Origin of the sequence: Halomonas gemina (assembly GCF_023554995.1) — a bacterium.
In the GTDB taxonomy this organism is placed as follows: domain Bacteria; phylum Pseudomonadota; class Gammaproteobacteria; order Pseudomonadales; family Halomonadaceae; genus Halomonas; species Halomonas gemina.
In genome coordinates this window covers 102,392-124,991 of record NZ_JAMJPK010000001.1, presented here as the reverse complement: position 1 = coordinate 124,991, position 22,600 = coordinate 102,392, and the positions used below count along the sequence as shown (strand labels likewise).

General features: G+C 65.1%; 42 protein-coding genes and 1 tRNA gene. 10 read left to right on the top strand and 33 right to left on the bottom strand.

Features of this window, described 5'->3' with window-relative positions; translation table 11 throughout:
• Positions 1 to 29: 29 nt before the first annotated feature.
• The 14 genes from M8009_RS00750 to M8009_RS00685 all read right to left on the bottom strand — a co-directional run bounded on the left by M8009_RS00750 (position 30) and on the right by M8009_RS00685 (position 10,002).
• Positions 30 to 179 (bottom strand): DUF7210 family protein, encoded by a 150-nt coding sequence (locus M8009_RS00750; RefSeq protein ID WP_250058855.1) that lies wholly within the window; start codon positions 177 to 179, stop codon positions 30 to 32.
• A gap of 86 nt (positions 180 to 265) precedes the next feature.
• Positions 266 to 1,018 (bottom strand): phage tail tube protein, encoded by a 753-nt coding sequence (locus tag M8009_RS00745; RefSeq protein ID WP_250058854.1) that lies wholly within the window; start codon positions 1,016 to 1,018, stop codon positions 266 to 268.
• Between the two features lie 6 nt (positions 1,019 to 1,024).
• On the bottom strand, positions 1,025 to 1,471 hold the full coding sequence (locus M8009_RS00740) for a hypothetical protein (protein WP_250058853.1): 447 nt from the start codon (positions 1,469 to 1,471) through the stop codon (positions 1,025 to 1,027).
• Entirely contained in the window at positions 1,468 to 2,052 is a 585-nt protein-coding gene (locus M8009_RS00735) for a hypothetical protein (RefSeq protein ID WP_250058852.1), read from the bottom strand. The genes M8009_RS00740 and M8009_RS00735 overlap by 4 nt, the downstream gene beginning before the upstream one ends.
• Before the next feature lie 36 nt (positions 2,053 to 2,088).
• Positions 2,089 to 2,637, bottom strand: coding sequence for a head-tail adaptor protein (locus M8009_RS00730; RefSeq protein WP_250058851.1), 549 nt, complete (start codon positions 2,635 to 2,637; stop codon positions 2,089 to 2,091).
• A gap of 3 nt (positions 2,638 to 2,640) precedes the next feature.
• A complete protein-coding gene (locus tag M8009_RS00725; RefSeq protein WP_250058850.1) occupies positions 2,641 to 3,201 on the bottom strand; it encodes a head-tail connector protein in 561 nt (186 codons plus the stop codon).
• Between the two features lie 51 nt (positions 3,202 to 3,252).
• Entirely contained in the window at positions 3,253 to 3,477 is a 225-nt protein-coding gene (locus M8009_RS00720) for a hypothetical protein (protein ID WP_250058849.1), read from the bottom strand.
• An 83-nt stretch (positions 3,478 to 3,560) separates the two neighbouring features.
• Positions 3,561 to 4,856, bottom strand: a complete 1,296-nt coding sequence (locus M8009_RS00715; RefSeq protein ID WP_250058848.1) for a phage major capsid protein — start codon at positions 4,854 to 4,856, stop codon at positions 3,561 to 3,563.
• Between the two features lie 70 nt (positions 4,857 to 4,926).
• A complete protein-coding gene (locus M8009_RS00710) occupies positions 4,927 to 5,865 on the bottom strand; it encodes a S49 family peptidase (RefSeq protein ID WP_250058847.1) in 939 nt (312 codons plus the stop codon).
• Positions 5,862 to 7,127 carry a phage portal protein gene (locus tag M8009_RS00705; RefSeq protein WP_250058846.1) on the bottom strand — a complete coding sequence of 422 codons (1,266 nt, stop codon included), beginning with the start codon at positions 7,125 to 7,127 and terminating at the stop codon, positions 5,862 to 5,864. The genes M8009_RS00710 and M8009_RS00705 overlap by 4 nt, the downstream gene beginning before the upstream one ends.
• A complete protein-coding gene (locus M8009_RS00700) occupies positions 7,127 to 7,312 on the bottom strand; it encodes a hypothetical protein (RefSeq protein ID WP_250058845.1) in 186 nt (61 codons plus the stop codon). The genes M8009_RS00705 and M8009_RS00700 overlap by 1 nt, the downstream gene beginning before the upstream one ends.
• Positions 7,306 to 9,021 carry a terminase large subunit gene (locus M8009_RS00695; protein ID WP_250058844.1) on the bottom strand — a complete coding sequence of 572 codons (1,716 nt, stop codon included), beginning with the start codon at positions 9,019 to 9,021 and terminating at the stop codon, positions 7,306 to 7,308. The genes M8009_RS00700 and M8009_RS00695 overlap by 7 nt, the downstream gene beginning before the upstream one ends.
• A gap of 6 nt (positions 9,022 to 9,027) precedes the next feature.
• On the bottom strand, positions 9,028 to 9,513 hold the full coding sequence (locus M8009_RS00690; protein ID WP_250058843.1) for a phage terminase small subunit P27 family: 486 nt from the start codon (positions 9,511 to 9,513) through the stop codon (positions 9,028 to 9,030).
• A 114-nt stretch (positions 9,514 to 9,627) separates the two neighbouring features.
• On the bottom strand, positions 9,628 to 10,002 hold the full coding sequence (locus M8009_RS00685; RefSeq protein ID WP_250058842.1) for an HNH endonuclease: 375 nt from the start codon (positions 10,000 to 10,002) through the stop codon (positions 9,628 to 9,630).
• A gap of 74 nt (positions 10,003 to 10,076) precedes the next feature.
• Here M8009_RS00685 and M8009_RS00680 point away from each other — a divergent pair, with 74 nt between their 5' ends.
• On the top strand, positions 10,077 to 10,298 hold the full coding sequence (locus M8009_RS00680; RefSeq protein ID WP_250058841.1) for a DUF2188 domain-containing protein: 222 nt from the start codon (positions 10,077 to 10,079) through the stop codon (positions 10,296 to 10,298).
• 8 nt (positions 10,299 to 10,306) lie between these two features.
• Here M8009_RS00680 and M8009_RS00675 read toward each other — a convergent pair whose 3' ends face one another.
• The 16 genes from M8009_RS00675 to M8009_RS00605 form a co-directional block, all read right to left on the bottom strand.
• Positions 10,307 to 10,900 (bottom strand): 3TM-type holin, encoded by a 594-nt coding sequence (locus M8009_RS00675; protein ID WP_250058840.1) that lies wholly within the window; start codon positions 10,898 to 10,900, stop codon positions 10,307 to 10,309.
• Positions 10,897 to 11,223 (bottom strand): hypothetical protein, encoded by a 327-nt coding sequence (locus M8009_RS00670; protein WP_250058839.1) that lies wholly within the window; start codon positions 11,221 to 11,223, stop codon positions 10,897 to 10,899. Before M8009_RS00670 ends, M8009_RS00675 begins: the two co-directional genes overlap by 4 nt.
• A gap of 2 nt (positions 11,224 to 11,225) precedes the next feature.
• A complete protein-coding gene (locus M8009_RS00665; protein WP_250058838.1) occupies positions 11,226 to 11,783 on the bottom strand; it encodes a glycoside hydrolase family 24 protein in 558 nt (185 codons plus the stop codon).
• A 111-nt stretch (positions 11,784 to 11,894) separates the two neighbouring features.
• Positions 11,895 to 11,969 (bottom strand) — tRNA-Met (locus tag M8009_RS00660).
• A 92-nt stretch (positions 11,970 to 12,061) separates the two neighbouring features.
• Positions 12,062 to 12,616, bottom strand: coding sequence for a hypothetical protein (locus tag M8009_RS00655; RefSeq protein ID WP_250058837.1), 555 nt, complete (start codon positions 12,614 to 12,616; stop codon positions 12,062 to 12,064).
• Positions 12,606 to 13,025: a RusA family crossover junction endodeoxyribonuclease gene (locus tag M8009_RS00650; RefSeq protein ID WP_250058836.1), complete on the bottom strand. Its 420-nt coding sequence runs from the start codon at positions 13,023 to 13,025 to the stop codon at positions 12,606 to 12,608. The genes M8009_RS00655 and M8009_RS00650 overlap by 11 nt, the downstream gene beginning before the upstream one ends.
• A 124-nt stretch (positions 13,026 to 13,149) precedes the next feature.
• Positions 13,150 to 13,815 carry a metallophosphoesterase gene (locus M8009_RS00645; RefSeq protein WP_250058835.1) on the bottom strand — a complete coding sequence of 222 codons (666 nt, stop codon included), beginning with the start codon at positions 13,813 to 13,815 and terminating at the stop codon, positions 13,150 to 13,152.
• Complete coding sequence (locus M8009_RS00640; protein ID WP_250058834.1) at positions 13,812 to 14,072, bottom strand: hypothetical protein; 261 nt, start codon at positions 14,070 to 14,072, stop codon at positions 13,812 to 13,814. The genes M8009_RS00645 and M8009_RS00640 overlap by 4 nt, the downstream gene beginning before the upstream one ends.
• Positions 14,069 to 14,353 (bottom strand): hypothetical protein, encoded by a 285-nt coding sequence (locus tag M8009_RS00635; RefSeq protein ID WP_250058833.1) that lies wholly within the window; start codon positions 14,351 to 14,353, stop codon positions 14,069 to 14,071. The genes M8009_RS00640 and M8009_RS00635 overlap by 4 nt, the downstream gene beginning before the upstream one ends.
• The gene (locus M8009_RS00630; protein ID WP_250058832.1) at positions 14,346 to 14,603 is read right to left on the bottom strand and encodes a hypothetical protein; all 258 of its coding nucleotides are present in this window, start codon (positions 14,601 to 14,603) and stop codon (positions 14,346 to 14,348) included. Before M8009_RS00630 ends, M8009_RS00635 begins: the two co-directional genes overlap by 8 nt.
• A complete protein-coding gene (locus M8009_RS19035; protein ID WP_284047672.1) occupies positions 14,600 to 14,725 on the bottom strand; it encodes a hypothetical protein in 126 nt (41 codons plus the stop codon). Before M8009_RS19035 ends, M8009_RS00630 begins: the two co-directional genes overlap by 4 nt.
• A complete protein-coding gene (locus tag M8009_RS00625; RefSeq protein ID WP_250058831.1) occupies positions 14,722 to 15,075 on the bottom strand; it encodes a hypothetical protein in 354 nt (117 codons plus the stop codon). The genes M8009_RS19035 and M8009_RS00625 overlap by 4 nt, the downstream gene beginning before the upstream one ends.
• A complete protein-coding gene (locus M8009_RS00620; RefSeq protein WP_250058830.1) occupies positions 15,062 to 15,391 on the bottom strand; it encodes a hypothetical protein in 330 nt (109 codons plus the stop codon). The genes M8009_RS00625 and M8009_RS00620 overlap by 14 nt, the downstream gene beginning before the upstream one ends.
• Positions 15,388 to 15,723 carry a hypothetical protein gene (locus tag M8009_RS00615; protein ID WP_250058829.1) on the bottom strand — a complete coding sequence of 112 codons (336 nt, stop codon included), beginning with the start codon at positions 15,721 to 15,723 and terminating at the stop codon, positions 15,388 to 15,390. The genes M8009_RS00620 and M8009_RS00615 overlap by 4 nt, the downstream gene beginning before the upstream one ends.
• Positions 15,724 to 15,725: 2 nt before the next feature.
• Entirely contained in the window at positions 15,726 to 16,355 is a 630-nt protein-coding gene (locus tag M8009_RS00610) for a replication protein P (protein WP_250058828.1), read from the bottom strand.
• 7 nt (positions 16,356 to 16,362) lie between these two features.
• Positions 16,363 to 17,382 (bottom strand): DnaT-like ssDNA-binding domain-containing protein, encoded by a 1,020-nt coding sequence (locus tag M8009_RS00605; protein ID WP_250058827.1) that lies wholly within the window; start codon positions 17,380 to 17,382, stop codon positions 16,363 to 16,365.
• Between the two features lie 80 nt (positions 17,383 to 17,462).
• On the opposite strand from M8009_RS00605, the gene M8009_RS00600 reads away from it, so the two are divergent.
• On the top strand, positions 17,463 to 17,693 hold the full coding sequence (locus M8009_RS00600; RefSeq protein ID WP_250058826.1) for a hypothetical protein: 231 nt from the start codon (positions 17,463 to 17,465) through the stop codon (positions 17,691 to 17,693).
• On the opposite strand, the gene M8009_RS00595 is transcribed toward M8009_RS00600, so the two are convergent.
• Genes M8009_RS00595 through M8009_RS00585 form a run of 3 tightly spaced genes read right to left on the bottom strand, consistent with a single transcriptional unit; the run spans position 17,690 to position 18,601 of the window.
• Entirely contained in the window at positions 17,690 to 17,986 is a 297-nt protein-coding gene (locus M8009_RS00595) for a hypothetical protein (protein ID WP_250058825.1), read from the bottom strand. The genes M8009_RS00600 and M8009_RS00595 overlap by 4 nt on opposite strands.
• Positions 17,979 to 18,281 (bottom strand): hypothetical protein, encoded by a 303-nt coding sequence (locus tag M8009_RS00590; protein WP_250058824.1) that lies wholly within the window; start codon positions 18,279 to 18,281, stop codon positions 17,979 to 17,981. Before M8009_RS00590 ends, M8009_RS00595 begins: the two co-directional genes overlap by 8 nt.
• 44 nt (positions 18,282 to 18,325) lie before the next feature.
• Complete coding sequence (locus M8009_RS00585; RefSeq protein WP_250058823.1) at positions 18,326 to 18,601, bottom strand: transcriptional regulator; 276 nt, start codon at positions 18,599 to 18,601, stop codon at positions 18,326 to 18,328.
• 413 nt (positions 18,602 to 19,014) lie between these two features.
• On the opposite strand from M8009_RS00585, the gene M8009_RS00580 reads away from it, so the two are divergent.
• The 8 genes from M8009_RS00580 to M8009_RS00545 all read left to right on the top strand — a co-directional run bounded on the left by M8009_RS00580 (position 19,015) and on the right by M8009_RS00545 (position 22,591).
• A complete protein-coding gene (locus tag M8009_RS00580; RefSeq protein WP_250058822.1) occupies positions 19,015 to 19,485 on the top strand; it encodes a S24 family peptidase in 471 nt (156 codons plus the stop codon).
• 45 nt (positions 19,486 to 19,530) lie between these two features.
• A complete protein-coding gene (locus M8009_RS00575) occupies positions 19,531 to 19,905 on the top strand; it encodes a hypothetical protein (protein WP_250058821.1) in 375 nt (124 codons plus the stop codon).
• Positions 19,889 to 20,614, top strand: a complete 726-nt coding sequence (locus tag M8009_RS00570) for a hypothetical protein (RefSeq protein ID WP_250058820.1) — start codon at positions 19,889 to 19,891, stop codon at positions 20,612 to 20,614. Before M8009_RS00575 ends, M8009_RS00570 begins: the two co-directional genes overlap by 17 nt.
• 368 nt (positions 20,615 to 20,982) lie before the next feature.
• A complete protein-coding gene (locus M8009_RS00565; RefSeq protein ID WP_250058819.1) occupies positions 20,983 to 21,375 on the top strand; it encodes a response regulator transcription factor in 393 nt (130 codons plus the stop codon).
• Positions 21,372 to 21,725 carry a hypothetical protein gene (locus tag M8009_RS00560; RefSeq protein ID WP_250058818.1) on the top strand — a complete coding sequence of 118 codons (354 nt, stop codon included), beginning with the start codon at positions 21,372 to 21,374 and terminating at the stop codon, positions 21,723 to 21,725. The genes M8009_RS00565 and M8009_RS00560 overlap by 4 nt, the downstream gene beginning before the upstream one ends.
• Entirely contained in the window at positions 21,722 to 22,039 is a 318-nt protein-coding gene (locus M8009_RS00555) for a hypothetical protein (protein ID WP_250058817.1), read from the top strand. The genes M8009_RS00560 and M8009_RS00555 overlap by 4 nt, the downstream gene beginning before the upstream one ends.
• Positions 22,036 to 22,329: a hypothetical protein gene (locus M8009_RS00550; RefSeq protein WP_250058816.1), complete on the top strand. Its 294-nt coding sequence runs from the start codon at positions 22,036 to 22,038 to the stop codon at positions 22,327 to 22,329. Before M8009_RS00555 ends, M8009_RS00550 begins: the two co-directional genes overlap by 4 nt.
• A 10-nt stretch (positions 22,330 to 22,339) precedes the next feature.
• Positions 22,340 to 22,591 (top strand): hypothetical protein, encoded by a 252-nt coding sequence (locus M8009_RS00545; protein WP_250058815.1) that lies wholly within the window; start codon positions 22,340 to 22,342, stop codon positions 22,589 to 22,591.
• The last annotated feature ends 9 nt before the right edge of the window (positions 22,592 to 22,600 follow it).

The window sequence follows — 22,600 nt, the reverse complement described above, 5'->3', positions numbered from 1 at the left end:
CCCCGCCAATCGGCTGGCCCGGGAGATGCCTAGATCTTGCCGTGCTTCTTGAGGCGCTCGAGTTGGTCAGGGCGGACCTTTAGCTTGTCGCCAACCTTGTGGGGCTGGCCGCTGTGGGTGTGTGACTTCTTGAGGGTGACCTGCACCAGGTCGGCGGGCTGGGCCTTGGTATCGCTCATGACGGTGACTCCATCGGTGATGTCTTACGTTACGTGTTGCAAATGGCTTACGCCCGGGTCAGCCCGGGCGCCCTTCCTTCATCGGCTCAGTCGTACATGTCCATGGTGTACGGGCTGTCCTTGCCTTCCAGGGTGACCAGCGAGCCGGTGAGCTGACCGCTGATGAACTCGCGGCCCATCAACTCGGTGGCCTGGTCGGAGCTGAGCACCACGCGGTCGATCTCGACGCGCACCCGCTTGTTGGTGGCGAGGTTGATGCCCTCGACCATCACGAAGCGCGGCTTGGAGATCTCGCTCGCGCCCAGCACTCGGGTGCCGGTGGCGGCATCGGTGTCGTAGTCGATGGTCACGTCGGTGGCGGCGGCGCTGGTGTTGGCACGCACCAGGCCGGCGGCATGGTCGATCTCGCAGTCGGCGGTGATGTCGGTGCTACCGCTGGTCTCGGTGATGGTGACCGAGCCGTTGGACAGGTTCGACTTGGCCAGCTTGATCCACAGCCCTTCCTCCAGGGTGTGGGCCTCGCCGGTGACGGTGTCGGCGGCATCGTCGATGGCCACCGTCTTGCCGGCCAAGGCCTCGGCCAGCTGGATCGCCGGCAGCGAGTCGAACTGGATGGTCAGGTTGGCGGCCTCGTTGGGCAGGTTGACGGCGTCGAGCGTCTGCCCGTAGGTAGCCTTCTTGTAGCTCTGCCGTTCGATGGTCTCGACGGTGTTAGGGGTGATGGCCAGGGACGGCACGTTGATCGGGCCGCGCAGGGCACCGACGTTGCCGTCCGAGTCGACCTCGCCCATGAACACGTCGCCGGCGACGATCAGGCCGGTATCTTGATAGCCAGGCATGGCGAATTACCTCTCGCTGGTATAGGTGATGGTGACGGGCAGGTAGATGGGCACGATGCGACTGCCCAGGTCGGCATCGTCGAGGGCGGCAACGCCCGTTTCGATCTCCACCGCGAGGCGGTCGAGCTTGATCTTCTCGCCGGTGTAAAGCGCCCGGTAGAGGTCATCGAGCATGTCATCCTGCCGCTCGCGGGTGCCCTGCCCGCCCTTGAGGTAGGCGTCGATCTGCAGGGTGCGCTTCTCGCTGCGGGCGCCTCCGGCCACCACGCGGGTGATCGCGTTCTCGACGTTGTGGAGGTGGAGCACCGGCAGCGTGGTGTGGTGGTCGATCTGCACCTGTTGGGCGCTGGTCTCCAGGTCGGCGACATCGGTGTGGTAGCCGTTGGCGGTGCTGATCGCCGCCAGGCGCTGGATGAGCTTGTTGACCACCTGGGTGCTCTTGGGCTGACTCATCGTTTTGCCCACTCCTTGTTGAAGCGGTTGAGGAACTTGCCGTCGACGCCGGTGGCGATCTCGCTACGCAGCGCATCGTTGACCTGGTGGTTCCAGTGGTTCTTGAGGCCCCAGCCGGCGGCGCGGCGGATGCGGTCCTTGTTGCCCTTGCGGTACCGAGTGAGCGGCACCCCACGGCCCTTGGGGTTCACGAAGCCCCACACGCGCATGCGGGCGCCGCCCTTGCGGATCCAGATGCTGGCCCGGGTACCGGTGCTGTCGGTCTGGCGGGTCTCGTACTGCCAATTCTTGAAGCGCACCGGCCGTCGGCTGAGCTTGAGCTCGGCGAAGGCCCGGCCCTCGCCGGCCTTGGCCTTGTTGATGCTGATGCGTCGGGCGACCTCGCCCTTCTTCACGCCGCCATCCTGGCTGATGCGGCCGACCAGGGTGGTGCGGGTCTCGGCGGCCTGCTCGTTTACCGCCCCGGCGATGGCCCGGCGGGTGGCGGCGGGCAGCGCCTGGAAGGCCTTCTTGCTCTCACTCAGCCCGCCGACCTGGATGCCCTTGGGCAGCTTGCTGTACTTGCCGCGCTTACGTGCCATGACGGCTCCTTACATCGCCCCGAAGCCGGCGAAGGCTCAGCCCGGAATGGTAAACAGTTGGACGGTGATGCCGTCGTCGGTGCCTTCCACCTGGCCGACGATCTCCAGCGACAGCCCGGCGATCTGGATCAGGTCGCCGCCCTCGGCCCATGGCCAGGTCAGCTGCAGTTGGATGACTTCCACCAGGTGGCGCGGCTCGTTGGCCTGGCCGACGAAGACGTTCTCGCGCAGCAGGAAGGCCTCGATGGCGTAGCCGATGCCGGTGGCGAACGGCACGTAGCTGGCCGGCACGCCCTGCAGGCGCCGCGCGGCGATCTCCACCACCGTGCGCGCCGGGTCGATGGCCTCGATGATGAACAGCGCCCCGTCGCGACGCTCGATCAGCTGGCCCACCTGCAGGCCGGGCCGCGGGCGCATGCGCACCAGGGTCGCCCCGGGGGCGCGGATGCCCTGCTGTTCGGTACGCCCCGCACTCTTTGGCTCGACGAACTCGGCCCATGCCTGGCCGGCCTCGGGCCAGCTCGGCTGGTGGCCATGGCGGGCGCCGCGCAGGGTGACGCGGTGGCGGAGTCGTCCGATACGCATGTCCTACCCCACGGAATGGAGTGTGTAGGGCGCCAGCAGCATCTGGACGCCTAGGGGAACCTCGCTGCTGATGGTGCCGATCACCACCGCCTCGCGATTCTCGTAGAGGTGACCGATCAACAGCAGCAGTGCAGCCCGAACGTCCGGGGGCGTGACGTCCATCCCAACGCCGGCTATGAGGGTGACGCTTTCAGGTTCGTCGATGGTCTTGGGCCACAGGCTGCCCCACTGCGGCGCCAGCCGAGGAGTGATCGGACGGGTATCGAGACGCAGGGTCTCGGCGTCCAGGGATTGGCTGATGCCATCAGCGTCGATGTAGTCGAGTGATTCGATCGATGCGACCGGTGTCCACGGCAGCTCGATGCTCTCACTGCCCGAAGGAAAGCCGTCGAGCACCAGGGTCTCGTTACGTTTCTCGAACATCACCCGGGTGACCTGCTCGGCATGACGATAGGCCGCGCCGATCAGCGCCTGGATGTGAGTGTCCTCGACGGTGTAGCTGTCGGCATCGGCGATGTCATCGATCAGGCGCAGGTGCAGCTTGGCCTCGGCGAGTGTGATCATGAGTGCGCTCGGTCAGTGTTCGGGTTGCCGCCCGAATGGGCGGCAACGGGCTCAGGTCTTGTCGGCGCCTTCAGTGCCCTTGGCGCTGCTCGATTTGGTGTCCGCCGCCATTTCGGCATCCTTGGCCTGGGCACTGCGCACGGCGAGCTTGCGCTCCTCAAGCTGCTTGGCACGCTCGGGCTCGAAGCCGGCGCGGTCGCCCTTGGTGTAGCGGCCCCAGGGCTTTCGGAAGGTCATCGAGACCAGTTGGCGATCGGTTTTCTTGGTGGTGGCCATGGTGTGGCTCCTTTCGGGGATGGGATCCGGATACGACGCCGGCCGCACTCAGGCGGCCGGCGACAGGGTGGCGGCGCTCGGTGTTACCAGGGCACCTCGGTACCCAGCACCAGACCTTCGGGATGGCGGAAGGCCACGTCGTGCTCCTTCACTACACGGAGCAGCGACTGGTTGCGCGAGAAGGCGCTGACCAGGTTGTCGCTGGCGTCCTTGTAGGTGGCCTCGCGAGAGAAGTCGATGGTCATCATGTCGCTCTCGCCGATGACCACATCGTTCCAGTCGGCGAAGAAGATCTCGGTCTCGTTGTTGTTGAGATCCCCTGAGGTGTCGAGGTTGGTGGGAATGGTGGTGGTGTGCTTGATCGGCCAGCCCTTGAGCTCGCCCTGAGCCATTTCCGGATAGACCTTGTTGCCGTTGCCATCGCGCAGACCGAACAGCTTCATGTAGGTGCGCGGTGACAACGCCCAGCCCGGCTGGAGCAGCAGGCTGTCGCTCTCCATCAGGGTCAGGATCAGGCTGTCGAGGTAGGCGTCGATGCCGGCCATGTCGGCGGTACCGTTCCAGGGAACGGTGCGACCCTCATCGGCACAGATCTTGGCGAAGCCAGTGGGGGTGTCGCTGGAGCCGTCGTCACGCAGGAAAGCCTTGTCCTCGCGCACCGCCATGCTGGCGATCATGTCGTTGAGGAACAGCTGCTCGACGTTGAAGCCGGCGCGGCCGATCAGCTGGTTGGAGAACGGCACCAGGGTGATCATGGTCTTGGCCTGCAGCGCGACGTCGTCGGTGCTGCCTTCGGAGGCCAGCACGTCGGAGCTCTCGCCGACGTAGCTGGAAGTCGCCCCAGAGGCCATGCGCGGGATGCTCATGTTACCGTTGGGCAGCGGCATGGTCTGGGCGCCGAGGCCACGCACCACGGTACGCGGGCGCAGCAGTTCGATCACTTCGTCATGGAGGTTCTGCGGGATCAGCGATCCACCGGAGCCGGCGCTGGTCTCGATGGCCATGGCCACATCGGCATCACCAATCTCGCCTGAGGCGAACTTGGCGGCCAGCTGCAGGTCGCCCTTGCCGGCGGCCACCGCCATGGCCATGCGTGCCACCTTGGCACCGGTGTACTGCTTGAGCTCGGGCTTGGTATGTACCGCCGGGGCGCGGTTGCCGTAGCTCTCCACCGGCTGGGAAGCGGTGGCGTTCATGCGCTCCACGGCTTCGGCACGCGTCAGCTGCTCGCTGAGCTTGTCGAACTGGCCGGCAAGCTGCTCGAACTGCTCGAGCTGCTCGGCGTCGAGCTCGCCGTTCTCCTGTTCCAGCTTGGCCAGGGCCTGCACCTGGGCATTCACCTCGGCGCGCTGGCGGCGGAGTTCTTCGATGGTAAGCATGGTGCGTCCTCTTTCGGTTAGGCACGAAAAAGGCGGCCGTGGCCGCCTGGGGTGTCGCTCCGCCGCGTGGCTAGAGCTGACAACTGGTATCGAGCGCTCGGGCCTGGGCCTGAATGCGTCGACTGTTTCGGGTGGTCAAGGGTGGGCTCTGGCTGGTGTAGGCCTGAGCGATGGCATCGAGGGCGTCCTGCGCGGGGGCGATCTCGTCGATCAGTTTGACGGCGAGGGCGTCCTTGGCGGTGTAAAGCCGCGCTTCGCTGGCCATCACGTCACTGACCGAGATCCCACGGTAGCTGGCCACGGATTCGGTGAAGGTGGCATAGGCATCGTCGAGCTTGGTGTTGATCTCCTGGATGGCCTGGTCGGTTATCGGCTCGTGGGGGGAGAGGTTGTTCTTGTGATCACCGCGGAAGAAGGTGTTGAAGGTGATGCCCATCTCCTCTTCCATCCGGCTGATCTCGTAGGTCTCGATGATCACGCCGATGGAGCCGACGCCGGCGGTGGGGCTGGCGATGATCCGGGTGCAGGCTGAAGCCAGGAAGTAGCCGGCCGAGTAAGCGGCGAAGTTGACGAGGGCGGTGATCGGCTTGATGGCGGTGCTGGCCCGGATGAAGTCGCCCAGCTCCTTGCAGCCCATGGCCTGGCCGCCGCCGGTGTGGAAGTCGAGGACGATCTCCTCGACCAACTCATGGTTGAGGGCGGCGGTGATCTGCCCGCGCAGGCGCTCGTAGGAGAGGATCTCCTCGCAGGCGCCGTTGATCTGCCCGCGGCGGGCAACCAGCACGCCGTGCACGGGGATGATGGCGAGCCGCCCCACCACCTGCAGGCGCTGCATTTCGCGCTCTTCGTCGCCGCCCAGACCGAGGCTCTGCGGCAGGTCGTGGGTGCGGCCCAGCAGGCGGGGCTCGAGCACCGAGCGCACGGCCTGCACCAGGGTCGGCGTCGCATAGAGCGGGGTGTTGAACACCATCGACGCGATGTGTGGGTAGTTGATCATGGCGTGGCTCATTGAAGGATCTCCTGGATGGCCTGGAGCTGCTCGGGGGTGGCGTTCAGGCTCTCGCCGGGGCGCTGGGAATCGGTCATGTTCATCGGCGTGAGGTACTTGCCGCCGCCAGCGATGGGCGGCATGTTCTCCAAGCGGCGGATGTCGTTGACCGACAGCCAGCCCCACTGGCGGCCCAGGGCGTAGGCCTCGTAGCGACTCTTCTGGTCCCCACGCAGCAAGCCGCCGACGTTGAACTCGATGTAGAGGTTCTTGCGCTCCTCGGGCAGCAGGAGGTCGCGCATCATCGCGGCCTCCTTGCGCTTGATCCACGGCAGCAGGGTGTAGATGACGAACTGCAGGCCCTGGTGCTCGATGTTGTTGAAGGTCGCCTTGTCGAGCTGCTGGATCATGTGCGGCGGCACCTTATAAAGCCGACACACCTCGATGACGCCAAAGTTGCGCGACTCCAGCAGCTGGGCCTTCTCGTTGTCCATGGCCAGCTGCTTGTACTCCATGCCCTCCTGCAGCAGGGCCACGCTGAACATGTTGCGCAGGCCAGAATGACGCTCGGCGAACTTCTCGAGCAGGCGGTCGACCTTGGCCTGATCCTGGATCGGGGCGGCCTCCCGCGGGCGCTGGATCACCCCGGACATGGTGGTGCCGCGCTGGAAGACGGCGGCGGCATGCTGCTCGGTGGCCAACGCCAGCCCGATGGCATCGGCATTGGTGGCGATCGGTGAGAGGCCGACGAAGCCGTCGATGGAGAATGCCTTGACGTGGTGCATCATGCGCATCGGCACGATCTCGTCGGCGTGCTCGAGCAGCTGATAGTAGGGCAGCCCGTCCGGCCCCTTGAGCACCCGCACCTTCTTGGGGTGAACGGGGATCAGCTCGCGCGGATAACCGGCGCCGTCGCGGTCGATCAGCGAGAACTCATTGCCCTCCAGCGTCAGAGCGCCCATGCCCTGCTCGTAGTACTCGAAGCTGGTGTCCTTGCGGTTGGGCTGGCTGTGGATCAGGTCGTAGAGCGGGTGATCCACGGCACGGACGCGGCCGCCCTGGTCGTCACGGCGGTAGAGCTCGCAGGGCAGCTGAGCCACCGACTCGGCCAGCAGGGTCACGCAGGCACGCAGAGCACTGACGGCCATCGCGGTCTCGGTGTTGACCATGGTGCCGGCTGAGCTCTGGCGACCGACCACCGAGCTGACCCACCCGCCGGTCCAGTCGACACCCTTGCGCTGCTGGCCGCTGGCGGCACTGGTGAACATGTTGGGCCAGAACATCAGTGGTCACCCTCTTCGGTGGGCGGGGCCTGCCGTGCGCCAGCCCGAGCGGCCAGCCACGACCAGGCCAGGCACAGCACGCCGGCGACGATGTAGCCGGCAGCGGGCGCCAGCAGCCAGGCGCCGAAGGCAACCAGGGCAGCGCCCACCAGGCCGACGAGAAAGGTGACGAGGGAAATCAGCATGTCACGTCCGTGGTGTCGTAGATGGATTCGTCCGGCGCTTGGCCTTCGGCGGTGATGGCACGGCCCAGGGCCATGAGGATGGCGATGATGCCGTCGATCTTGTTCTCGGGCTTTTCCTTGCGCGGATAGATGTTGTCCTTGGCGTCGGCCTTAGCCACGACGTTGCTGGCCATCCAGGTCAGCACCGGATCGCAGGAGTGTCGCCAGCGCCCGCCGGTGATGGCGGCCTCCATTTCGCGCATCGCCGGCGACATGTTCTGCACGGTGTTGCGGTATTCGATGATCTCGGCGCCGTCGTTCATCAGCTGGTGAGCCAGTTGGGTGGCGCGCCAGGGGTCGTAGGCGATTTCCTGGATCTCGAACAGGCTGGCGAGGTCCTTGATGTCTTCGCGGATGACCTCGAAGTCGAGCTCCTCGCCATCGGTGGTGAGCAGGTAGCCACTGTTGACCCAGGTCTCATAGGCCGCCTTGTTATTGCTGGCTCGCTCGACGGCACCCTCAGGCAGGTAGCTGCGCACGAAGACGGTCCAGCGCGTCTTGAGCCGGCCCTTTTTGTCCTCGATCTCGTCGCGGAACAGCAGCGCGATGGCGGCGATGTCGGTCTTGCTGGCCAGGTCAACACCCAGCCAGCACGGCTTGCCGATGAAGTCCTCGATCGCAAGCGAGGCGTCGCCGACGGCATGCCATTCGGCCATGTTCAGCCAGGCGCTGCGGGCACTGACCCAGACGTTGAGGTGCTTGGTCAGGAACGAGTTCTGCCGACTGGGGTAGCGGATCGCGTCACGCTGGGCCTTGAGCAGGAATTCCTCGGAGACCGAGATGCCGAAGTTGGGGTTGGCCTTGCGCAGTACCGCCGGATCCTGCCAGCTGTCGCCCTGGTCGATGGTGTAGATGATGCCGAACAGCTCATCGTTGGGCAGCGCGCCATCGAGCATCTGCTGCACCTGGCGGCGCTTGTCGTAACACGGCCCCGCCAGGTTGAAGCCGGCCGTGGTGATGATGAACATCAGCGGCTGGTCGCGGGAGCCCATGCCGGTCGCCATGGTGTCGTAGAGACTTGGCGACTGGTGCTCGTGGAACTCGTCGACCAGGGCACAGCTGGGCGACGAGCCATCACCCGGGTCGCCGATCAAGGGCTCGAGGCGCGATCCGTCCTCCGGGATCGAGACGTTCTTGGCCATGATCTCGATGCCCGCGGCACTCACCAGCGCCGGTGACTTCATCAACATCAAGCGGGACGGCCGAAACACCTCCCAGGCCTGTTTCTCGGTGGTGGCGCCGCAGTAGACCTCGGCACCGTACTCGCCATCGGCGGCGAGCATATAGTTGGCGATGGCCGCGGCCAGCACTGACTTGCCGTTCTTGCGCTCGACCTCGATGTAGGCCTCGGTAAAGCGGCGCATACCGGTGCGCTTCTTCAGCCAGCCGAAGATCGCGCAGACGATGAACAGCTGCCAGGGCTCCAGCGCAATCAGTCGCTTCTCACGTGCCCAGCGCCCCTTGGTGTGGGGTAGCAGCTGGATGAAAATGGCGGCGCGTTCAGCGGCCTCGCGATCGAAGCGGTACGGATAGGACCGGGACTTCGCTGCCTTGGCGTCCTCCAGATGGCGCCGGCAGGCCTGCCGGACCTCCTTGCACGCCGGAATCCGGCCAGCCACCACGTCCCGTGCGTACCTGTTCGCGGCGTTGACGTTGGGGTAGCTGGCCATTGAGAGTCATCGCTTTTTGCCTACCAGGTCTTTGAAGGGGTTGGAGGCGTCCTTGGCGCCGGGCACGGCCAGCCGCGCGCGATCGGCAGGCGTCAGACCGAGGGCCGACCCGCTTACTGTCATCTGGCGATGTGCCTCGTTCTTCGCCGTCAGAGCGGGGTTCTTGGCGATGCCGCCCATCGCGGTCTCGACGGTCAGCCCAGTGCGGGCAACCTCCTCCACCGAGGCTCGCCAGGTGGCGTAGGCCTCGCAATAAGTTTCGAGCACATGGAGATCTGAACCGGTCAGGATCTTGACCCTGACCAGCCAGGGCGCCAGCTCGCGCCAAGCAGCCTGGCCGATCGGGTCCATCCACTCCGGCGGCTCCGGCGCCTCGACGAGCCCCTCTCCCTGGGGCTCGTCCTCATTGACCTTGCGCTTGCCGGCGTTGCCCTGCACCGCCTTCAGATGGCTGGGCTTGGGCTTCCGCCCACTCTTGCTGGTGCCTGCCATGGTGCTACCTCCTGCTCAAGCCCTGGAATTTCATATTTCGCGGGTGTAAGAAACTGCCGAAGGCTTGCGGTCGACCCCGGCAAAGGCTGTAGGGATTGCATCCCCCCCTCCCCCTCAGGCGTCGCGCTGGCGGGCCCTGGCTGCTTCCTGCTGGGTCTTCTCCCGATGGCACGGGTCGCAGATGCACTGCAGGTTGTCGTGGCTGTCCGTGCCGCCTTCGGCCTTTGGGACGATGTGGTCGACAGCATCAAACGACGTGATCCGACCGACCTGTCGGCAGGGCTGACACAACCCACCATCCCGCTGGATAACTACTCGACGTAACTTCTGCCAGCGAGCGCCGTACCCACGAACCGAGGAGCTCTTGCCCTGCTGGGTCCGTTGCCACCCAGTCGCTAGGTGCTCGTGTTCCTGGCAGTAGCCGTGCTGCTCAGTGGTCTTGCCCCCGCACGCTGGAGCGCGGCAGGGGCGTGGTGGACGTTGAGGCATGTCGACACTCAGTTTCTTGCTGGCTCTACCGGCAGATGCCAGTCTGAGTAGCACCACCAACTAAGGAGGTACTTATGAAGCCCAATGTATGGGTTGTTGTACATCCAAAAGGCTGGGCCGTCCGCCACGAGAACACAGATCGAGTAGCCCGGACTTTTGAAACACAAAAAGAGGCCATCAATTACGGGCGGGACATGGCCCGCCGAGAAGGCGTCGAGTTCATCATCCAAGGAAAAGACGGAGCCATCCGAGACCGGGATAGCCACGGAAATGATCCATTCCCACCCCGAGGTTAAGCCAGCCTCTAACCTTCCGGCTTTCTCACCAGCAGCGCATCCATGAACGTCCGCGGCGACTGGCCCAAGCGGCGGATCTTGTCCTTGCTCCGCTCACGCACGTTGATGCCGAGAGCGCCGCCCATGGTCACGAACAGCCACACCAGCATGCCGGTGAACTCAGGATCGCTGACCACAGTCGGCGTGCGGGCGATCGTGAAGGCCATCACGCCGGCCAGCGCGCCGAGAGACGCAGCAAATACCCAGCCTAGTGCAGGACGCCAACCACTCTTGAACCAGCCATCGTGCTCGAGCTCGGCACGCAAAGTCTTCTGAGTCTCAGCCAGCCGGGCCGTCTCCTCCGCCGCCTGGGCAGCCTCGGCATTCAGGCGCATGCCCTCTAGCTTCTCGCGGTGCTCGTTGTTGATGCGGATCAGCTCGGCCCGCTTCTTCGGGTCCTGCGTCGCCGCCACCAGGCCCGCGGGAGAGTCCTCAACGCCGAGTAGGCCAGTGACCATGCGGGACGCGCCAGCAGTGATACCACCAGCAGCAGGACCGCCCAACGCAGCAGCAACGGCGGGCGCATACTTGGCAACCTCGGATACGGCATCTCGCCAGTTCATGACACACCTTTTATCAGCTGGATGACGGCGTTTCCGACGAACGCACCGATGGAGCCCAGCACCACGAGCGAGGCGGCACCCACTGCCGTCCAGCGCCCATTAAGCGCCCTGCTCTGCTCCTTTCCGGAAGCCGCCGCCACCGCCAGTTGTACCTCCAGCTCGCGGATCCGCTGGCTGTACTCGGTCAGCTGCATGGCGTGGCTGTCGATCTGCGCGGACTGAGCGTTCTGGCGCTCTTCCATTCGCGTCAGCCGGTCCAAAACCTGTGCCAGCAGACCTTCGATGCGGTCGAGTTGCGATCCCTGCTTCGGTACCTCGGCCATAGTCACGTTCGTTCTCTGCCGGTTTGCTCTTCGGCCACGCGGCCGCCTGCCTGTCGATACACCTCGACCAGTTCCTCGGTAGCCACCTCGCGCTGGCCGTAGCCTGCACCGGGCAGGCTTGCCCAGATGCGGCGGCAGGCATGGATGGCCTCGCGGATCCGGCCATCGTGCACCAGGCAAAGGGCCTTACACTGGCGGATCAACTGGATGGCACCCGCGTCCTGGCTGACCGGGGTGAAGTCGCGCAGCCCGAAGCGAGCGGCCAGGTCGTCCCAGGTGCCAACCAGAAACTGGTAGCGCCCGGCCGCCGTGCTGCTGATCTCATAGGCCGGCAGGTAAACCAGGCGGCGCGGGTGATCGTGGTAGCTGTCGAACAGCTCTCCTCCGACCAGCACGTCATACCCATCTTCATCGCCGAAGCGTGTAGTGCCTTCGGCATGCGCCAGCATGTCGAAGAAGGCGGCCACGTTGCCCTTGTCGTCTGCAGCTGGATCTGCCGGCGGGTCGAACGGCACGAGCTCGACCTCGCCCAACCAGTGGACGGGAGCATGGGCAGACATGGCACACCTCATCAGAAAGGGCCCGGAGGAACTGGCCGGGCAAGGCGCCAGCGGCGCCATCACGAAAGGGGTGGCCATCCATGGCCAGGGGCACGCTGGGAGGGGCGTATCTGGTAGCAAGCCCTGGAGTCGAACCAAGTATCTCCGGGTTATGAGCCCGGCGACTTGCCGTCTGTCTCGCCTGCTGCAAACGAGAACGCCCCGCCGGGAACCGGCAGGGCGTCGAAAGGGGGTGGCTTTCAGCGCAAAGCGCCAGCAGCCTACTACATAAGGTAGTGCTAACCGGACACTTCGTCAAGATGTTGTTGGTACGCCTCATCGGCCAGCCATTCGCGCAGCCGTTTACGGGCCCGCTGGGCGGCCTTCTGAAGATCCTCCACGCTGGCGAACGGGGTCCGCACATGCTCCGCCATGCCCAGGTCGCGCAGCAGCAGAGCCTGTCGCCCCACCATCTGCGATGCAGTCACCGACCACTGGCTACTGCCCAGCTTGTCAGGACGCACCCGAGCCGCCTGCATCATCATCGCCGCGGCCTGGCGGCGGGGCAACTTGTCGAGCAGCCAGGCGCAGGCGCTGTGCCACTCGCTCTCGGGACGATAGCGCTCGGCGGCAAGCATGGCCTGGTCGATGTTCCGGCCGGACCCCGGCATCGGCACGTTACCCGTCACCGAGAACGGCTGATAGCCCAACGAGTCATGCCGGAGCACCAGCTGCAGCTCGAGGCAGGTGTCGATGATGCGGATCACCGCCGCATCCCGGGCCACCTCGTCGGTGGCTGCCGCCTCCACCACCCGCCAGGGGCTGGCCACCCGCTGCCAGTCGTCACGCGTCATCATCACACTCCGTGTCGTCGCCAGTGCTGCCATCCCCATGCTCACCCACCTCCATCGTCTTGATGATCACCAGCGCCTGGCCGCCGTCTCGATGCTCTTCAGCGCGGCGCACCAGGATCTCGTCCACCTGCCCATCATCCAGCCATACCCGGCTGTAGGTCAGCGCATCCAGCAGAGCCTTCAGCTTGTTGTCGATGTCGAATGCCCGGGCGTTGTGCGGATAGAGCATCACCTCCACCGCCACCCGGCCCGCCAGCTTGGTATTGGCGGCTCCCTGCGCCAGCAGCTCTCCCCTCGCCCGGTTGCGGTAGACCCGGGCCTCCTTGCTTAGCAGGGTGCGCTTGCCGACATTGCGCCAGATGCTGTTGGTGCTGGGCGGCCAGGGCATCATCACTTCCATGCGCTCCATCAGCGCCTCCCCTGCCCGGCGGGTTTGCGCTTCCCCTTTTCGTCCGGTCGCCTATACCCCTTCGCCCCGGGCGGCGGGTTGCGTTTGATCTGCGCCAGGGTGGGCATTTTGCGTTTGCGGTAGGTCAAGCCAGCACCTCCCGGGCATCGATCAGTGTCAGTCGGCCGGTGGTAAAGGCCCCGGTGTCGATGTAGTGGACATTACCCAGCGTTTCCGGGTGCTCGAGGATGGTATGCCCAACCACCACCGCGTCGATGTTGGCCACCGGTGTCACATCCATCTGCCTGATTCGCTTGCGGCCCCATACCAGGGACTCGAGGCCAGCCGAGTGGTCCTCCAGCTGGAGCAGGCCCCAGTCGCCTGGCGGTTCCGCATGCACCATGCCAATATGCTTGCCCTCCACCTCGACCTCCCGGGCATAGGGCAGGTGCTCCATGGCCGCATTGAGGATGGTGCGCACCTCATGAACGCCTTGGAGGTATACCCAGCTGCCGCCATTGATCTGCCAGAGATCCCAGGCCTGGCCGGCTCCCTCATTCAGGGCGTCATAGGCCAGCATCTCGTGGTTACCGCGCACCCCGTAGAACCAGGGCTCGAAGGCAAGCGACAGGCACTCGAAAGATTCAGCCCCTCGGTCGACCAGATCGCCCACCGAGAAAAGCCGGTCGCGTGCCTTGTCGAACTCGACCCGGGCCATGGCCTCCATCAGTAGGTCGTATTGGCCATGGATGTCGCCGACGAAGAAGTCGCGGCCAGTCGTGTTCGCCTCATGTTTCGTAATCAGGCTCATACTTCCAGCTCCCCATTGCGGTCCCAGGCGGCGAAGCGCCGGGAGATCTCGGCGAAGGCGGCAGCCGCCTCCGGATCGATGGCCAAGTGCCCCAGGCTTTCGATGCCGCACTGCTCCTCGAGCCAGCGCCGGGCGCTGTAGCGGCTATGCGGCCAGCCCCTTCGCAGAGCATGGCAGACATCAAGGAACTCACAGAACCTCAAGTCATCGACCAGGGCCCGGGCCTGGTCTTCCATCGGGTGATTGGCTTCGGTCACAGTCCCGCCCTCCTCTTCCAGCGGTTGAAGTCCGCGGCGATGCGCTTGTACATCGCCGCGGCCTGGTCGTTGTGATCCAGCTCGGCGCGGCTCTCGATGCCGCAGGCCTGACGCAGTGCATCAGCGGCGTCCTGGGCGGTGTGGGTGCCGTCCGGCAGCTGGGCGGGGCTCAGGCCCTGGCGCCAGCGGCGGCGCTGGTCCAGGTAGAGTCCGAACACCGGCAGCTCGCAGAGCATGGCGGCCTGGCGCGCCAGCGTGCCTCCCTTGGGGTTGTCATCCATCACGCGCCTCCCGGGCCAGGGCCTCGGTCTGTCGGCGCAGCTCAGCCAGCCCCTCGCGGGTGATGAACCAGTGCCCCATGGAGAGAGAGCGAACCTGGCCGAGCATCTGCAGGCGCTGCAGGGCCTCCTCGGCGTCGCTCCAGGTGATGCCCGAGACATGGTTCATGATGGTGTCGAGCGGGGTGCTGCCCTCGCGGTTGGCCTGCAGCGCCAGCGCGCGCAGCACCTGGTGGCCGGGATCGGCAGTCATGGGCGACCTCCCTCGTCCTCGGGGCCGGCCAGCTCGCGGTAGAGCTGGCGCAGGGTCAGTCCCAGGGCGATAGAGAGGCCGGCGGTGGCGAGCAACAGCCCGGAGCTGATCAATGGCGTCATCGAAAGGCCCTCCCCGGTGCGGTGCGTTTCATTACCCGACAAGCTCGGCAGGCGTCGTGCTCAATTCGTCGCCAGCGCTGCGGATCGTGGTCGAGAGAGACCTGCTCGGCGAAGTGGCCGTGCGGGCGCTGCTGGCCGCATTGCACGCAGCGGCGAGTGCTGGGGCGTGTCAACGGTGCGGTCATGAAAGCGTCGGTAGGCGCATCGAGTCTCCGCGCTTCGATCTCCTCGTGGCAGGCCTGGCAGCGGTCATCGGGGATCGGCGCAGCATCCGCCCGGCGGAACTTGATGTCGCAGTGGCGGCAGTGGTGCACCGAGTCGGGCACCCGGATACGTTCATGCGCAGCCATGGTCCACCTCATTGTTCAGCACGCCGGCGTTATGCTGCTGGATGCGGGCGGTGTGGGCCGCCCGGTTCCCGGCAGGGCTCAAGACGTAGGTGGGGTGGCAGTCCTCGCCGATGGTCTCGTCACCCACGAGCCGCACCAGGCCCATGCGCTCCAGCCGGCACACGGCGTTGGCCACCTCGCGCCAGATCGGAGCTTTGGCATAGCCTTCGGCCAGCAGCTTGTGCAGCCGGCCTACGGTGGCGCCTTCACTCCCGGCCCGGCCGTCGCAGCGGCGCAGGGCGATCAGGATGGCGTTCTCCAGGTCGATGGGTTTCATGCGCTGCTCCCTTGGTCGTCTTCCATCACCGCCAGCAGGTGGTCGATGCCCTTCTCGGTGATCCCCAGCACCTGGCGGGCCGGCTTGCCCACGGTGCCGATCGGCGCGATCAGCTCGAGGTCGGCCAGCTCGGCGCAGCGCCCGCATACACTCGAGAGCGCCAGCCCCAGAGCCTCGGCCATGTCCTGCCGGGTGCTGCCCTGCCCCTCGGCCAGCCAGTAGAGATGGCGCAGGATGCGGCCCTGCTGCAGGGCAGTCCGGCCGGCACGGCGGGCGTGGTCCAGGCCCTCGCGCTTGACCTCGTTGCTGGTGGGTTGTGCCAGTGCGGTCATAATCAGTCCCTCCCCAGGGCTGCGCGCAGGGAGCGAAGCCCCTGGTCGGCGTTCATGGCATGCGGCAGGCCCGCGGCCTCTACCTGTTGCTGTGCGGCCTCGCGCCCGGCGCGTTCGGCCAGCTCGGCGGCGCTGCGGTTGCCGTCGTGCTCGAGCAGCTGACGCGGTGTGAGATCCTCGCCGGCCATCACCCGGTTGATCAGCGCCTGATACTCCCGAGCGAAGCGGCGCTCCAGTCGCTCGACCCGGCTGGGCACCACGTGAGTGATCTCCCACCAGCCCACCGCGGCACCGGCGAGGCGCACAGCCTCATGGCGCCAGCGATGACCAGCGGGGTCGTGGGCATGGCCTGCTGCCTCGCGCCAGGCCACGGCCACGTCCGGCATGCCGAGATCCTCCGGACGCGGCTCGCACAGCGCGGCGAAAGCCACCGGCTGGGGCGGCCAGGCCTCGTCCCCGGAGCGGGCCGCCTCACGCACCTGCTGACGCAGCCGTGAGATCCCCAGCTCCAGGTGGCGGCGGCTCAAGTGGGAAAGCTCAGCCAGCCAGGCACCGTCGGCGTCGTAGCTGCCCCACTGGCTAGAGAACTTGGCACCGAACAGCTGGCCCATGGCATCGAAAACCAGGTCCATGTCCTGCTCAGCGAGAGCCGGCGCACTGGCCGTCGAAGACTCGCGCTGCAGGTTGCTCGCGGGCGAGTCGGTCACGTTGACGCGCCTCTGCTGCGGTGAGACGACGTGCTGGAGTACGTTGGCGGCGGTTTGCATGGTCACCTCCGGTGGCGGCGGGCTGGGCAGCCTGGCGCTGCAGGTTCTGGTGGACCCACTTGGCGAAGCGGCGGGTCCAGTCGGCAGGGGTATGGGTGCGCCCTGGCTGGGCGGCGTAGTGCTCGCGGAAATCGATCAGGGCGATCGAGACATCGACGTCCACCGGCAAGCCGCGGTCGAAGCAGGCGCACTGCCAGGTCGGCAGGTCCGGCTCCCAGTCCAGGGTCATCGGCTGCTGGCGGTCGCGGTGGCCGGCCAGGGGCGGCAGCTGGCTGGCAGTGTCGTCCAGTGGGTGGCCGTCGTCGCTCAGGCCATCGGCACGGTCGAACACGCTCGGCGCATCGCTCGCATCCGCGCCAGAGAGAGAGGGGGTACCTCTCTGTTGTAGTCTCTGTAAGAAATCTCCATTCGGGCGGTTCTGTGCACTCCCTTCCGGCGATTCTTGATTCTCCGGTTGGGCGTTTTCAGATTCTCCTGATGGGAGATTGTGGCCAGTGGCGGGGGCTGTGGGCTGTTCCGGCACCTCTTCCTCGGCCAGCACCTCGGCCAGACGCAGCGCCAGCACCTCGGTATTCACCCGGTACCAGGTCTTCGCCGGCACGCCCCTGCGGACCTCCTCGAGCACCCCGATCGACACCAGCTGGCGGCGAGCAGTGACCTGCTGCTTGGCGCTCATCCCGGTCTCGGCTTCCCAGCTGTCGTGGTCGCCCTGCTGCTCCTTCCAGAACCAGCCATCCCGCTTGCGGGCAGTCGGCGTGCCGCACAGGAACAGCGCCTGGCTCAGGAAGATGGCGCCCTGCACCGTCACCCCGGGCAGGCGGGTGAACACCGGCTGGTAGGCCACAGGGCGGCCCAGCAGGCTCGGCAACATGGCAGCGGTGATGCAGGTCATGCCCCACCTCCGCGTTGATAGAAGGCCATGGCGTCACCCGCTACGCTGGGAGCTCTCACACACCCCACTGGAGCAACGACATGGCCGAAACCGATAAGCTCTTGAAAAGCGTTCTGATGATGCAGACCGAGATCCTGGGGCGCCTCGACTCGATTGAGCGACACATAGGTGTCGACCAAAGCTGGGCAAACGAGTCCCGTGGAGAGGCCCTCGCCGCCATGGAGTACATTGCTGATAGCGACTTCGGAGAGGAGATCTGGCAAAGCCTGCAACCCATCATTCGCAAGTTCAGCGCATTCCAGGATCATTAGCGCTTCTCCAGGATCTCGGTGAGATCCTCTGTCCGCGTCGCCTGGATGTGTTTATCGAGGCGGCGTGCCCATGCCTCGCCCAAGAGATGGTCGGAGAGGTAGTGGTGGTGATTCATGCGCATGTTCATCTCGATCCAGCGTCGGTCACTCGCCAGAGAGAGCAGCATGATCCCTTTGGCTCCGGTGAAGGTGCCCCCCTCCTCCATCGCCTTCAGGACTCGATCCAGCTCCTCACCACGGTCATCGCGAGCTAGGCGCTGCATGGCGCGGATTCGCCTCAAGAAGTCAAACATCGCGCTCCCCTCCCTTCGTCTCCGTCAGCCTGTCGAGCTCGCGCTGGTAGGCCTCGGCCTTGCACCGGTGGTCCTGCTGGTTCTTGGCGATCTGCGCCTGCGCGGCCCGGTCATAGGCCAGGGTCCTCGCCAGCAGTTCGGCCTGGGCGGTGTGGTAGATCACCCGCTGGCGGACCTCCTCCCGGGCATCGCCACGGAGCTCGGCGGCTTCGATCTGGAAGGCCGCACGGCTCGCCGCGGTGATCAGGTCGTGCCAGCTCGGGTCGTCGGTCGCCATGTGCTGTGCTACTTCCATGAAATCCCCCTGCTCCTGAATACCTGTATGCATTACCACCCCGGTCAGGGCGTCGTTGCCGTGGCCCGGCCGGGTGTAACCTTTGGGGTGTCAGAGGTGAGGAGCTCTGGCCACAGAACATGCCAATCATCAGGACGGAGGGATCTACGGGTCGCAGCGCCTTCAGTAGCTGCTTCAACGCGCACGGCAATCTCCGGTGATGCCGGCTTGTGGCCATAGCCAATCTGCTTGAGGTAGGCACGCGTGGTGCCAGTGGATGAAACCTGCTCGTCAGTCGCGTCACGCAGCCAACGCAGCAAGCCTTCATGTCGAGTTTTCATGGGGGGCTCCTGTGTGCTCTGCACACAAGCATTACCCATGGGTAAATATCAGTCAATACCTCTGGGTAATTTACCTATTAGTAACGGTGGCTGATGATAAGCTCATGAAAATCTCGGACCGTCGCCGCGAAAACCTGCGCCAGCTCTTGGAGGAACGCTTCCAGGGGAAGAGGGCATCGCTGGCCCATGCCATAGAACGTGAGCCCAGCTACATCTCGCGCTGCCTCAGCGACAAGGCGCACCGCAAGAACATCGGGGAGGATTTCGCCAGGCACATTGAGCGGTCCTTAGGCCTTCCGGAAGGCTGGATGGACAAGGCACCTCCCGAGCCCGCTGTCGGCGCTGACTCACAGAAGGTTGTGACTGCCCCCATTGGCGGCGCCGCTGGGGCTGCCACTCCCCGACGAGACGACATGGTTCTCCACGACACCGAGATCGTGGAGGATGACGGCCCGCTGCGCCCCGACGAGGTAGAGTTGCCCTGCTTCCGGGAGGTGGAGTTCTCCGCCGGCGACGGCCGCACCCAGGTGATAGAGAACCACGGCAACTCTGTTCGCTTCAGCCTGCCCCGGCTGGCACGGGCCGGCGTGCAGCCCCAGAACGGCGCCTGCGCCACGGCGTCTGGCTCCTCGATGGAGCCCACCATCGCCGACGGCTCACCGATCGCCATCGACAAGGGCTGCCGGCATGTCATCGACGGCAAGATCTACGCCCTGGACCATGGCGGCATGCTGCGTGTGAAGCGGCTCTACAAGCTGCCCCTGGGCAAGGTCCGCCTGGTCAGCGACAACGCCGACGAGTACCCCGAGGAGATCTGCAGCCTGATGGGCGAGGACGCCCCTCGGATCATCGGCCGCGTGTTCTGGTGGGAGGTGTTTGATTGATCGCGCCAGCATGTTCTTCACAACATACTGATATATAGGTATTTTATGACTGACGCATCAAAGCAGTCGAAAGACAGCCCGCAGAAGAAGGTGGGTCAGGCTTTCCCGCAAGAGGTGCTTGATGTTACTGGTGGGGAATTGCTTGAGTTCTTCGAGCAGTTGGATCCAGAAGCGTGCTGCCCAGTCTGCAAGCATGATATCAGTATCATGGCTGCAATTAAGTATGATGAAGAGACCGGTCAAAAAGAATTCCTGGAGCAGCCTGCCATCGTCGGGATGCCGCTCCATGAATATCCAGAGACAGGCGCAACCTATAAGACGCCATGCTTCGTGACGAGCTGTCAAAAATGCGGACATCTCAACTATTTCATGGTCAATCCTGTAGTGAAGTGGAAAAAGTCGCATGACAACAAAGGATAAGACCGCCTCGTACACGCAGGACCCCTTCAGCTACACTGAGATTCACGAGGGTGTCCCGCTGGATGACGAGCACGGCGCCATTGGCATGCTTTTCGTCCATGACCCCAAGCATCTGCACCGGGTAGACGGATGCATCATTGATCTAGAGAATGGCACCCTCCGGAGGCCTGAGCAGTCAGCAGACACGTCACCGCATAGGCCAGATCCAGCCGCCGAGGCTCAATCGTCCAACAGCTCCACTAAGAGTGAACCAGCCATGAGCACTCAGGATCCTTACGTAGAAGCACGTCTCTATGGCATCGAAAAAGAGCTCGATGCCAAGATCGACGGCATGCGGGACCTGGTGGCCAGGATGGAAAATGGCTTCAACAAGGCAGAGGAGCGTTTCGAGCGGTCATCCGAGCGCCATAGCGCTGAGGTTTCCTTGCTGTCTCAGAAGTTCGACTCTCAGTTCGATTCAGCGCGCCGGCACTCCACGACAACCGCCTGGGCCACCGTCGGGGGCGTGCTTGCAGGGTTCGCGATCGTGATCGCGATCGCCGTCGGCTGGATTGCCGAGCAAGGCAGCTACGCCAAGTCATACGGTGAGACCCAAGTAGAAATCCAGCAGGCTGCCGACGAGCGTGGCGAAATCCGCGACGTGATGCGTGACATCCAGTCCACGCAGCAGACCATTCTTGATCGCCTCCCCTCGCCTGAATCTCAGTAGGCACCCGATACTATCTTTCCAACCCGCCCACTGTGGCGGGTTTTTCGTTTCTGCCCTGCCCCTCACAGACGAAAACGCCCCGGCCATCCATGGCCAGGGCGCGGGGGCAGGTGTGACGCGACGTTTCCTCCATGGGCGGCAGTGCCGCGTGCGGCATGCGTCACGCCGTCAGCATGGCGCAGCCCATAGCGCTCTGATGTAGCTGCCCGCCCTCTCCGCCTGTAATCCATCGACCACAGCACATGTGCGTCCCCGCCCACCGAGGCGGGTTTTTTTGTGCCTGCCTCGAAATAATTTACCTGTAGGTATTGACCAACATTTACCCATGGGTAATAGTTACCTCAGAGGTAACGCACAGGGGAAAACAAATGGACAACGCACCCACCACCATCGAGTTCGCCGGCTGGCGCTGCCGGATCGGCACCCGCGACATGGGCCTGCCCACCCGACGCGAGGCCGAGCTCCTCGCCGGCCTGGCCGCCGGGATGACCCAGAAGGAGATCGCCAAGCTGCGCGGCGTCTCCCCCGCCACGATCAAGAGCACCGCCGAAGCCGCCTATTACCGGCTGCGGGCCAATCGCGCCACTGATGCCGTGGCTCGCGCCATGCGCCGCGGCTGGATTGCTCCGTTGGCACTGGCACTGATGCTGGCCGACCACTCCGGCGAAGGCCTCCGCATCCGCCAACCTACCCGCACGCGGGCTCAGGTCAGCGCCAGCCGCACTGTCACCCGCCGAGATACAGGGAGTGTCTACGCATGATCCCGCAAACCACCACCGCCCAGCGCATGATCGGCACCTTCGCCGCTAACGGCATCACCAGCGCCATGCTTGTCCAGCTTCAGCACCTCCAGGAGCTCGCACTGGCCATCAACCTGCAGGGCCAGCACCTGATCCACTTCGACCTGTTCGGCCAGCGCAATGGCGTTCAACAGCTGACCATCGCGGGCTGCCGGCGAGACAGCCACTGGCGCCCAGGTATTGAGCGCACACCCCGCCACCTGATCGAGATCCCCGCCGGGGGCGACGCCACCGTGCTGGGCGAGGTTCAGGTACAGCTCGGCAATGCCGCCGCCGAACTGATGCAACTGCTCGAGGAGGACGCCCAATGAACCGCCAAGTTGCCGACAGCCAAGCCCTGCACAGCGTGCCGGTGCACGACCTCGCCACCGCCTGGAATTCCTACGCCATGACCGCTACCGGCGTCGACCCGGCCACCGAGCTGCTCGCGGTACCGGTGCTGACCACCAACAACCGGGTGGCCTGGCGCCCCGCCATCCGAGTGCCGGCCACCCGCACCCTGGTCGTGGTGCATACCGCCGCGCCGCACGCCTCCTTTGATGAGGCCCGCCAGTGCTTGAGCAGCCTGCTCACCGCCATGGCCACCGAAGGCAGCATCACCCTGCGCGGGAGGGCCGCCGCATGATCCGCCACGCCCTGATCCGCGCTCTCCAGGTTCTCGCCGTGGCCGCTGTCCTGGTCGCCCTCGCCCAGCTCTCGGGCTGGCTTGAGGCCACCGATCGGCAGGTCGAGCGCGCCAGCCTCGAGGCCTACTGCACCGGCGTTGCCGTGTGGAGCGCCGAGGCCGCCCGGGGCGTGCCACTCAATCGCCGCACCGGGCACCCGGACTACCACGACAGGGCCGCCGAGGACTGCCCCGGGATGCGGCTGGCCGGCGCAGCCATCACCTACGAGCGCCAGCTGGCGCGGAATTGAGGGAGACGGCATGCCTTTCACAACAGTCACCGTTGATGTCGACGTCGTGCTCAGTGATTTCGATACCGAGGACCTCGAGCGAGAGCTGAGAAGCCGAGGGCAGCAGAGTGAAGAACTGCCCGACGGGTATGACCCCGTTGAAGGGAAAGGAACCGTCGGCCTGGCAGAAGCCTGTTTCGAAGCACGTCGGCGAGGCGATGACGCCCGCGCCCTGGAGCTTGTCGACCGACTCATCTATGCGGCCTTGGGCCGGATCATCTGAGGAGAGACC

Bases quoted from the DNA above. Each gene is read 5' to 3' on its own strand.
- M8009_RS00645 (WP_250058835.1), bottom strand. From the start codon at position 13,815: ATGAGCCTGATTACGAAACATGAGGCGAACACGACTGGCCGCGACTTC.
- M8009_RS00705 (WP_250058846.1), bottom strand. From the start codon at position 7,127: ATGTTCTGGCCCAACATGTTCACCAGTGCCGCCAGCGGCCAGCAGCGC.
- M8009_RS00545 (WP_250058815.1), top strand. From the start codon at position 22,340: ATGCCTTTCACAACAGTCACCGTTGATGTCGACGTCGTGCTCAGTGAT.
- M8009_RS00595 (WP_250058825.1), bottom strand. From the start codon at position 17,986: ATGTTTGACTTCTTGAGGCGAATCCGCGCCATGCAGCGCCTAGCTCGC.
- M8009_RS00600 (WP_250058826.1), top strand. From the start codon at position 17,463: ATGGCCGAAACCGATAAGCTCTTGAAAAGCGTTCTGATGATGCAGACC.
- M8009_RS00560 (WP_250058818.1), top strand. From the start codon at position 21,372: ATGATCCCGCAAACCACCACCGCCCAGCGCATGATCGGCACCTTCGCC.
- M8009_RS00550 (WP_250058816.1), top strand. From the start codon at position 22,036: ATGATCCGCCACGCCCTGATCCGCGCTCTCCAGGTTCTCGCCGTGGCC.
- M8009_RS00700 (WP_250058845.1), bottom strand. From the start codon at position 7,312: ATGCTGATTTCCCTCGTCACCTTTCTCGTCGGCCTGGTGGGCGCTGCC.
- M8009_RS00745 (WP_250058854.1), bottom strand. From the start codon at position 1,018: ATGCCTGGCTATCAAGATACCGGCCTGATCGTCGCCGGCGACGTGTTC.
- M8009_RS00715 (WP_250058848.1), bottom strand. From the start codon at position 4,856: ATGCTTACCATCGAAGAACTCCGCCGCCAGCGCGCCGAGGTGAATGCC.
- M8009_RS00665 (WP_250058838.1), bottom strand. From the start codon at position 11,783: ATGTCTGCCCATGCTCCCGTCCACTGGTTGGGCGAGGTCGAGCTCGTG.
- M8009_RS00565 (WP_250058819.1), top strand. From the start codon at position 20,983: ATGGACAACGCACCCACCACCATCGAGTTCGCCGGCTGGCGCTGCCGG.
- M8009_RS00695 (WP_250058844.1), bottom strand. From the start codon at position 9,021: ATGGCCAGCTACCCCAACGTCAACGCCGCGAACAGGTACGCACGGGAC.
- M8009_RS00740 (WP_250058853.1), bottom strand. From the start codon at position 1,471: ATGAGTCAGCCCAAGAGCACCCAGGTGGTCAACAAGCTCATCCAGCGC.
- M8009_RS00555 (WP_250058817.1), top strand. From the start codon at position 21,722: ATGAACCGCCAAGTTGCCGACAGCCAAGCCCTGCACAGCGTGCCGGTG.
- M8009_RS00585 (WP_250058823.1), bottom strand. From the start codon at position 18,601: ATGAAAACTCGACATGAAGGCTTGCTGCGTTGGCTGCGTGACGCGACT.
- M8009_RS00720 (WP_250058849.1), bottom strand. From the start codon at position 3,477: ATGGCCACCACCAAGAAAACCGATCGCCAACTGGTCTCGATGACCTTC.
- M8009_RS00625 (WP_250058831.1), bottom strand. From the start codon at position 15,075: ATGGCTGCGCATGAACGTATCCGGGTGCCCGACTCGGTGCACCACTGC.
- M8009_RS00575 (WP_250058821.1), top strand. From the start codon at position 19,531: ATGACTGACGCATCAAAGCAGTCGAAAGACAGCCCGCAGAAGAAGGTG.
- M8009_RS00675 (WP_250058840.1), bottom strand. From the start codon at position 10,900: ATGAACTGGCGAGATGCCGTATCCGAGGTTGCCAAGTATGCGCCCGCC.
- M8009_RS00605 (WP_250058827.1), bottom strand. From the start codon at position 17,382: ATGACCTGCATCACCGCTGCCATGTTGCCGAGCCTGCTGGGCCGCCCT.
- M8009_RS00750 (WP_250058855.1), bottom strand. From the start codon at position 179: ATGAGCGATACCAAGGCCCAGCCCGCCGACCTGGTGCAGGTCACCCTC.
- M8009_RS00590 (WP_250058824.1), bottom strand. From the start codon at position 18,281: ATGGAAGTAGCACAGCACATGGCGACCGACGACCCGAGCTGGCACGAC.
- M8009_RS00685 (WP_250058842.1), bottom strand. From the start codon at position 10,002: ATGCCTCAACGTCCACCACGCCCCTGCCGCGCTCCAGCGTGCGGGGGC.
- M8009_RS00725 (WP_250058850.1), bottom strand. From the start codon at position 3,201: ATGATCACACTCGCCGAGGCCAAGCTGCACCTGCGCCTGATCGATGAC.
- M8009_RS00610 (WP_250058828.1), bottom strand. From the start codon at position 16,355: ATGGACCTGGTTTTCGATGCCATGGGCCAGCTGTTCGGTGCCAAGTTC.
- M8009_RS00655 (WP_250058837.1), bottom strand. From the start codon at position 12,616: ATGACGCGTGACGACTGGCAGCGGGTGGCCAGCCCCTGGCGGGTGGTG.
- M8009_RS19035 (WP_284047672.1), bottom strand. From the start codon at position 14,725: ATGACGCCATTGATCAGCTCCGGGCTGTTGCTCGCCACCGCCGGCCTC.
- M8009_RS00635 (WP_250058833.1), bottom strand. From the start codon at position 14,353: ATGGATGACAACCCCAAGGGAGGCACGCTGGCGCGCCAGGCCGCCATG.
- M8009_RS00735 (WP_250058852.1), bottom strand. From the start codon at position 2,052: ATGGCACGTAAGCGCGGCAAGTACAGCAAGCTGCCCAAGGGCATCCAG.
- M8009_RS00615 (WP_250058829.1), bottom strand. From the start codon at position 15,723: ATGACCGCACTGGCACAACCCACCAGCAACGAGGTCAAGCGCGAGGGC.
- M8009_RS00650 (WP_250058836.1), bottom strand. From the start codon at position 13,025: ATGGAGCGCATGGAAGTGATGATGCCCTGGCCGCCCAGCACCAACAGC.
- M8009_RS00580 (WP_250058822.1), top strand. From the start codon at position 19,015: ATGGTTCTCCACGACACCGAGATCGTGGAGGATGACGGCCCGCTGCGC.
- M8009_RS00710 (WP_250058847.1), bottom strand. From the start codon at position 5,865: ATGAGCCACGCCATGATCAACTACCCACACATCGCGTCGATGGTGTTC.
- M8009_RS00620 (WP_250058830.1), bottom strand. From the start codon at position 15,391: ATGAAACCCATCGACCTGGAGAACGCCATCCTGATCGCCCTGCGCCGC.
- M8009_RS00630 (WP_250058832.1), bottom strand. From the start codon at position 14,603: ATGACTGCCGATCCCGGCCACCAGGTGCTGCGCGCGCTGGCGCTGCAG.
- M8009_RS00730 (WP_250058851.1), bottom strand. From the start codon at position 2,637: ATGCGTATCGGACGACTCCGCCACCGCGTCACCCTGCGCGGCGCCCGC.
- M8009_RS00680 (WP_250058841.1), top strand. From the start codon at position 10,077: ATGAAGCCCAATGTATGGGTTGTTGTACATCCAAAAGGCTGGGCCGTC.
- M8009_RS00570 (WP_250058820.1), top strand. From the start codon at position 19,889: ATGACAACAAAGGATAAGACCGCCTCGTACACGCAGGACCCCTTCAGC.
- M8009_RS00690 (WP_250058843.1), bottom strand. From the start codon at position 9,513: ATGGCAGGCACCAGCAAGAGTGGGCGGAAGCCCAAGCCCAGCCATCTG.
- M8009_RS00670 (WP_250058839.1), bottom strand. From the start codon at position 11,223: ATGGCCGAGGTACCGAAGCAGGGATCGCAACTCGACCGCATCGAAGGT.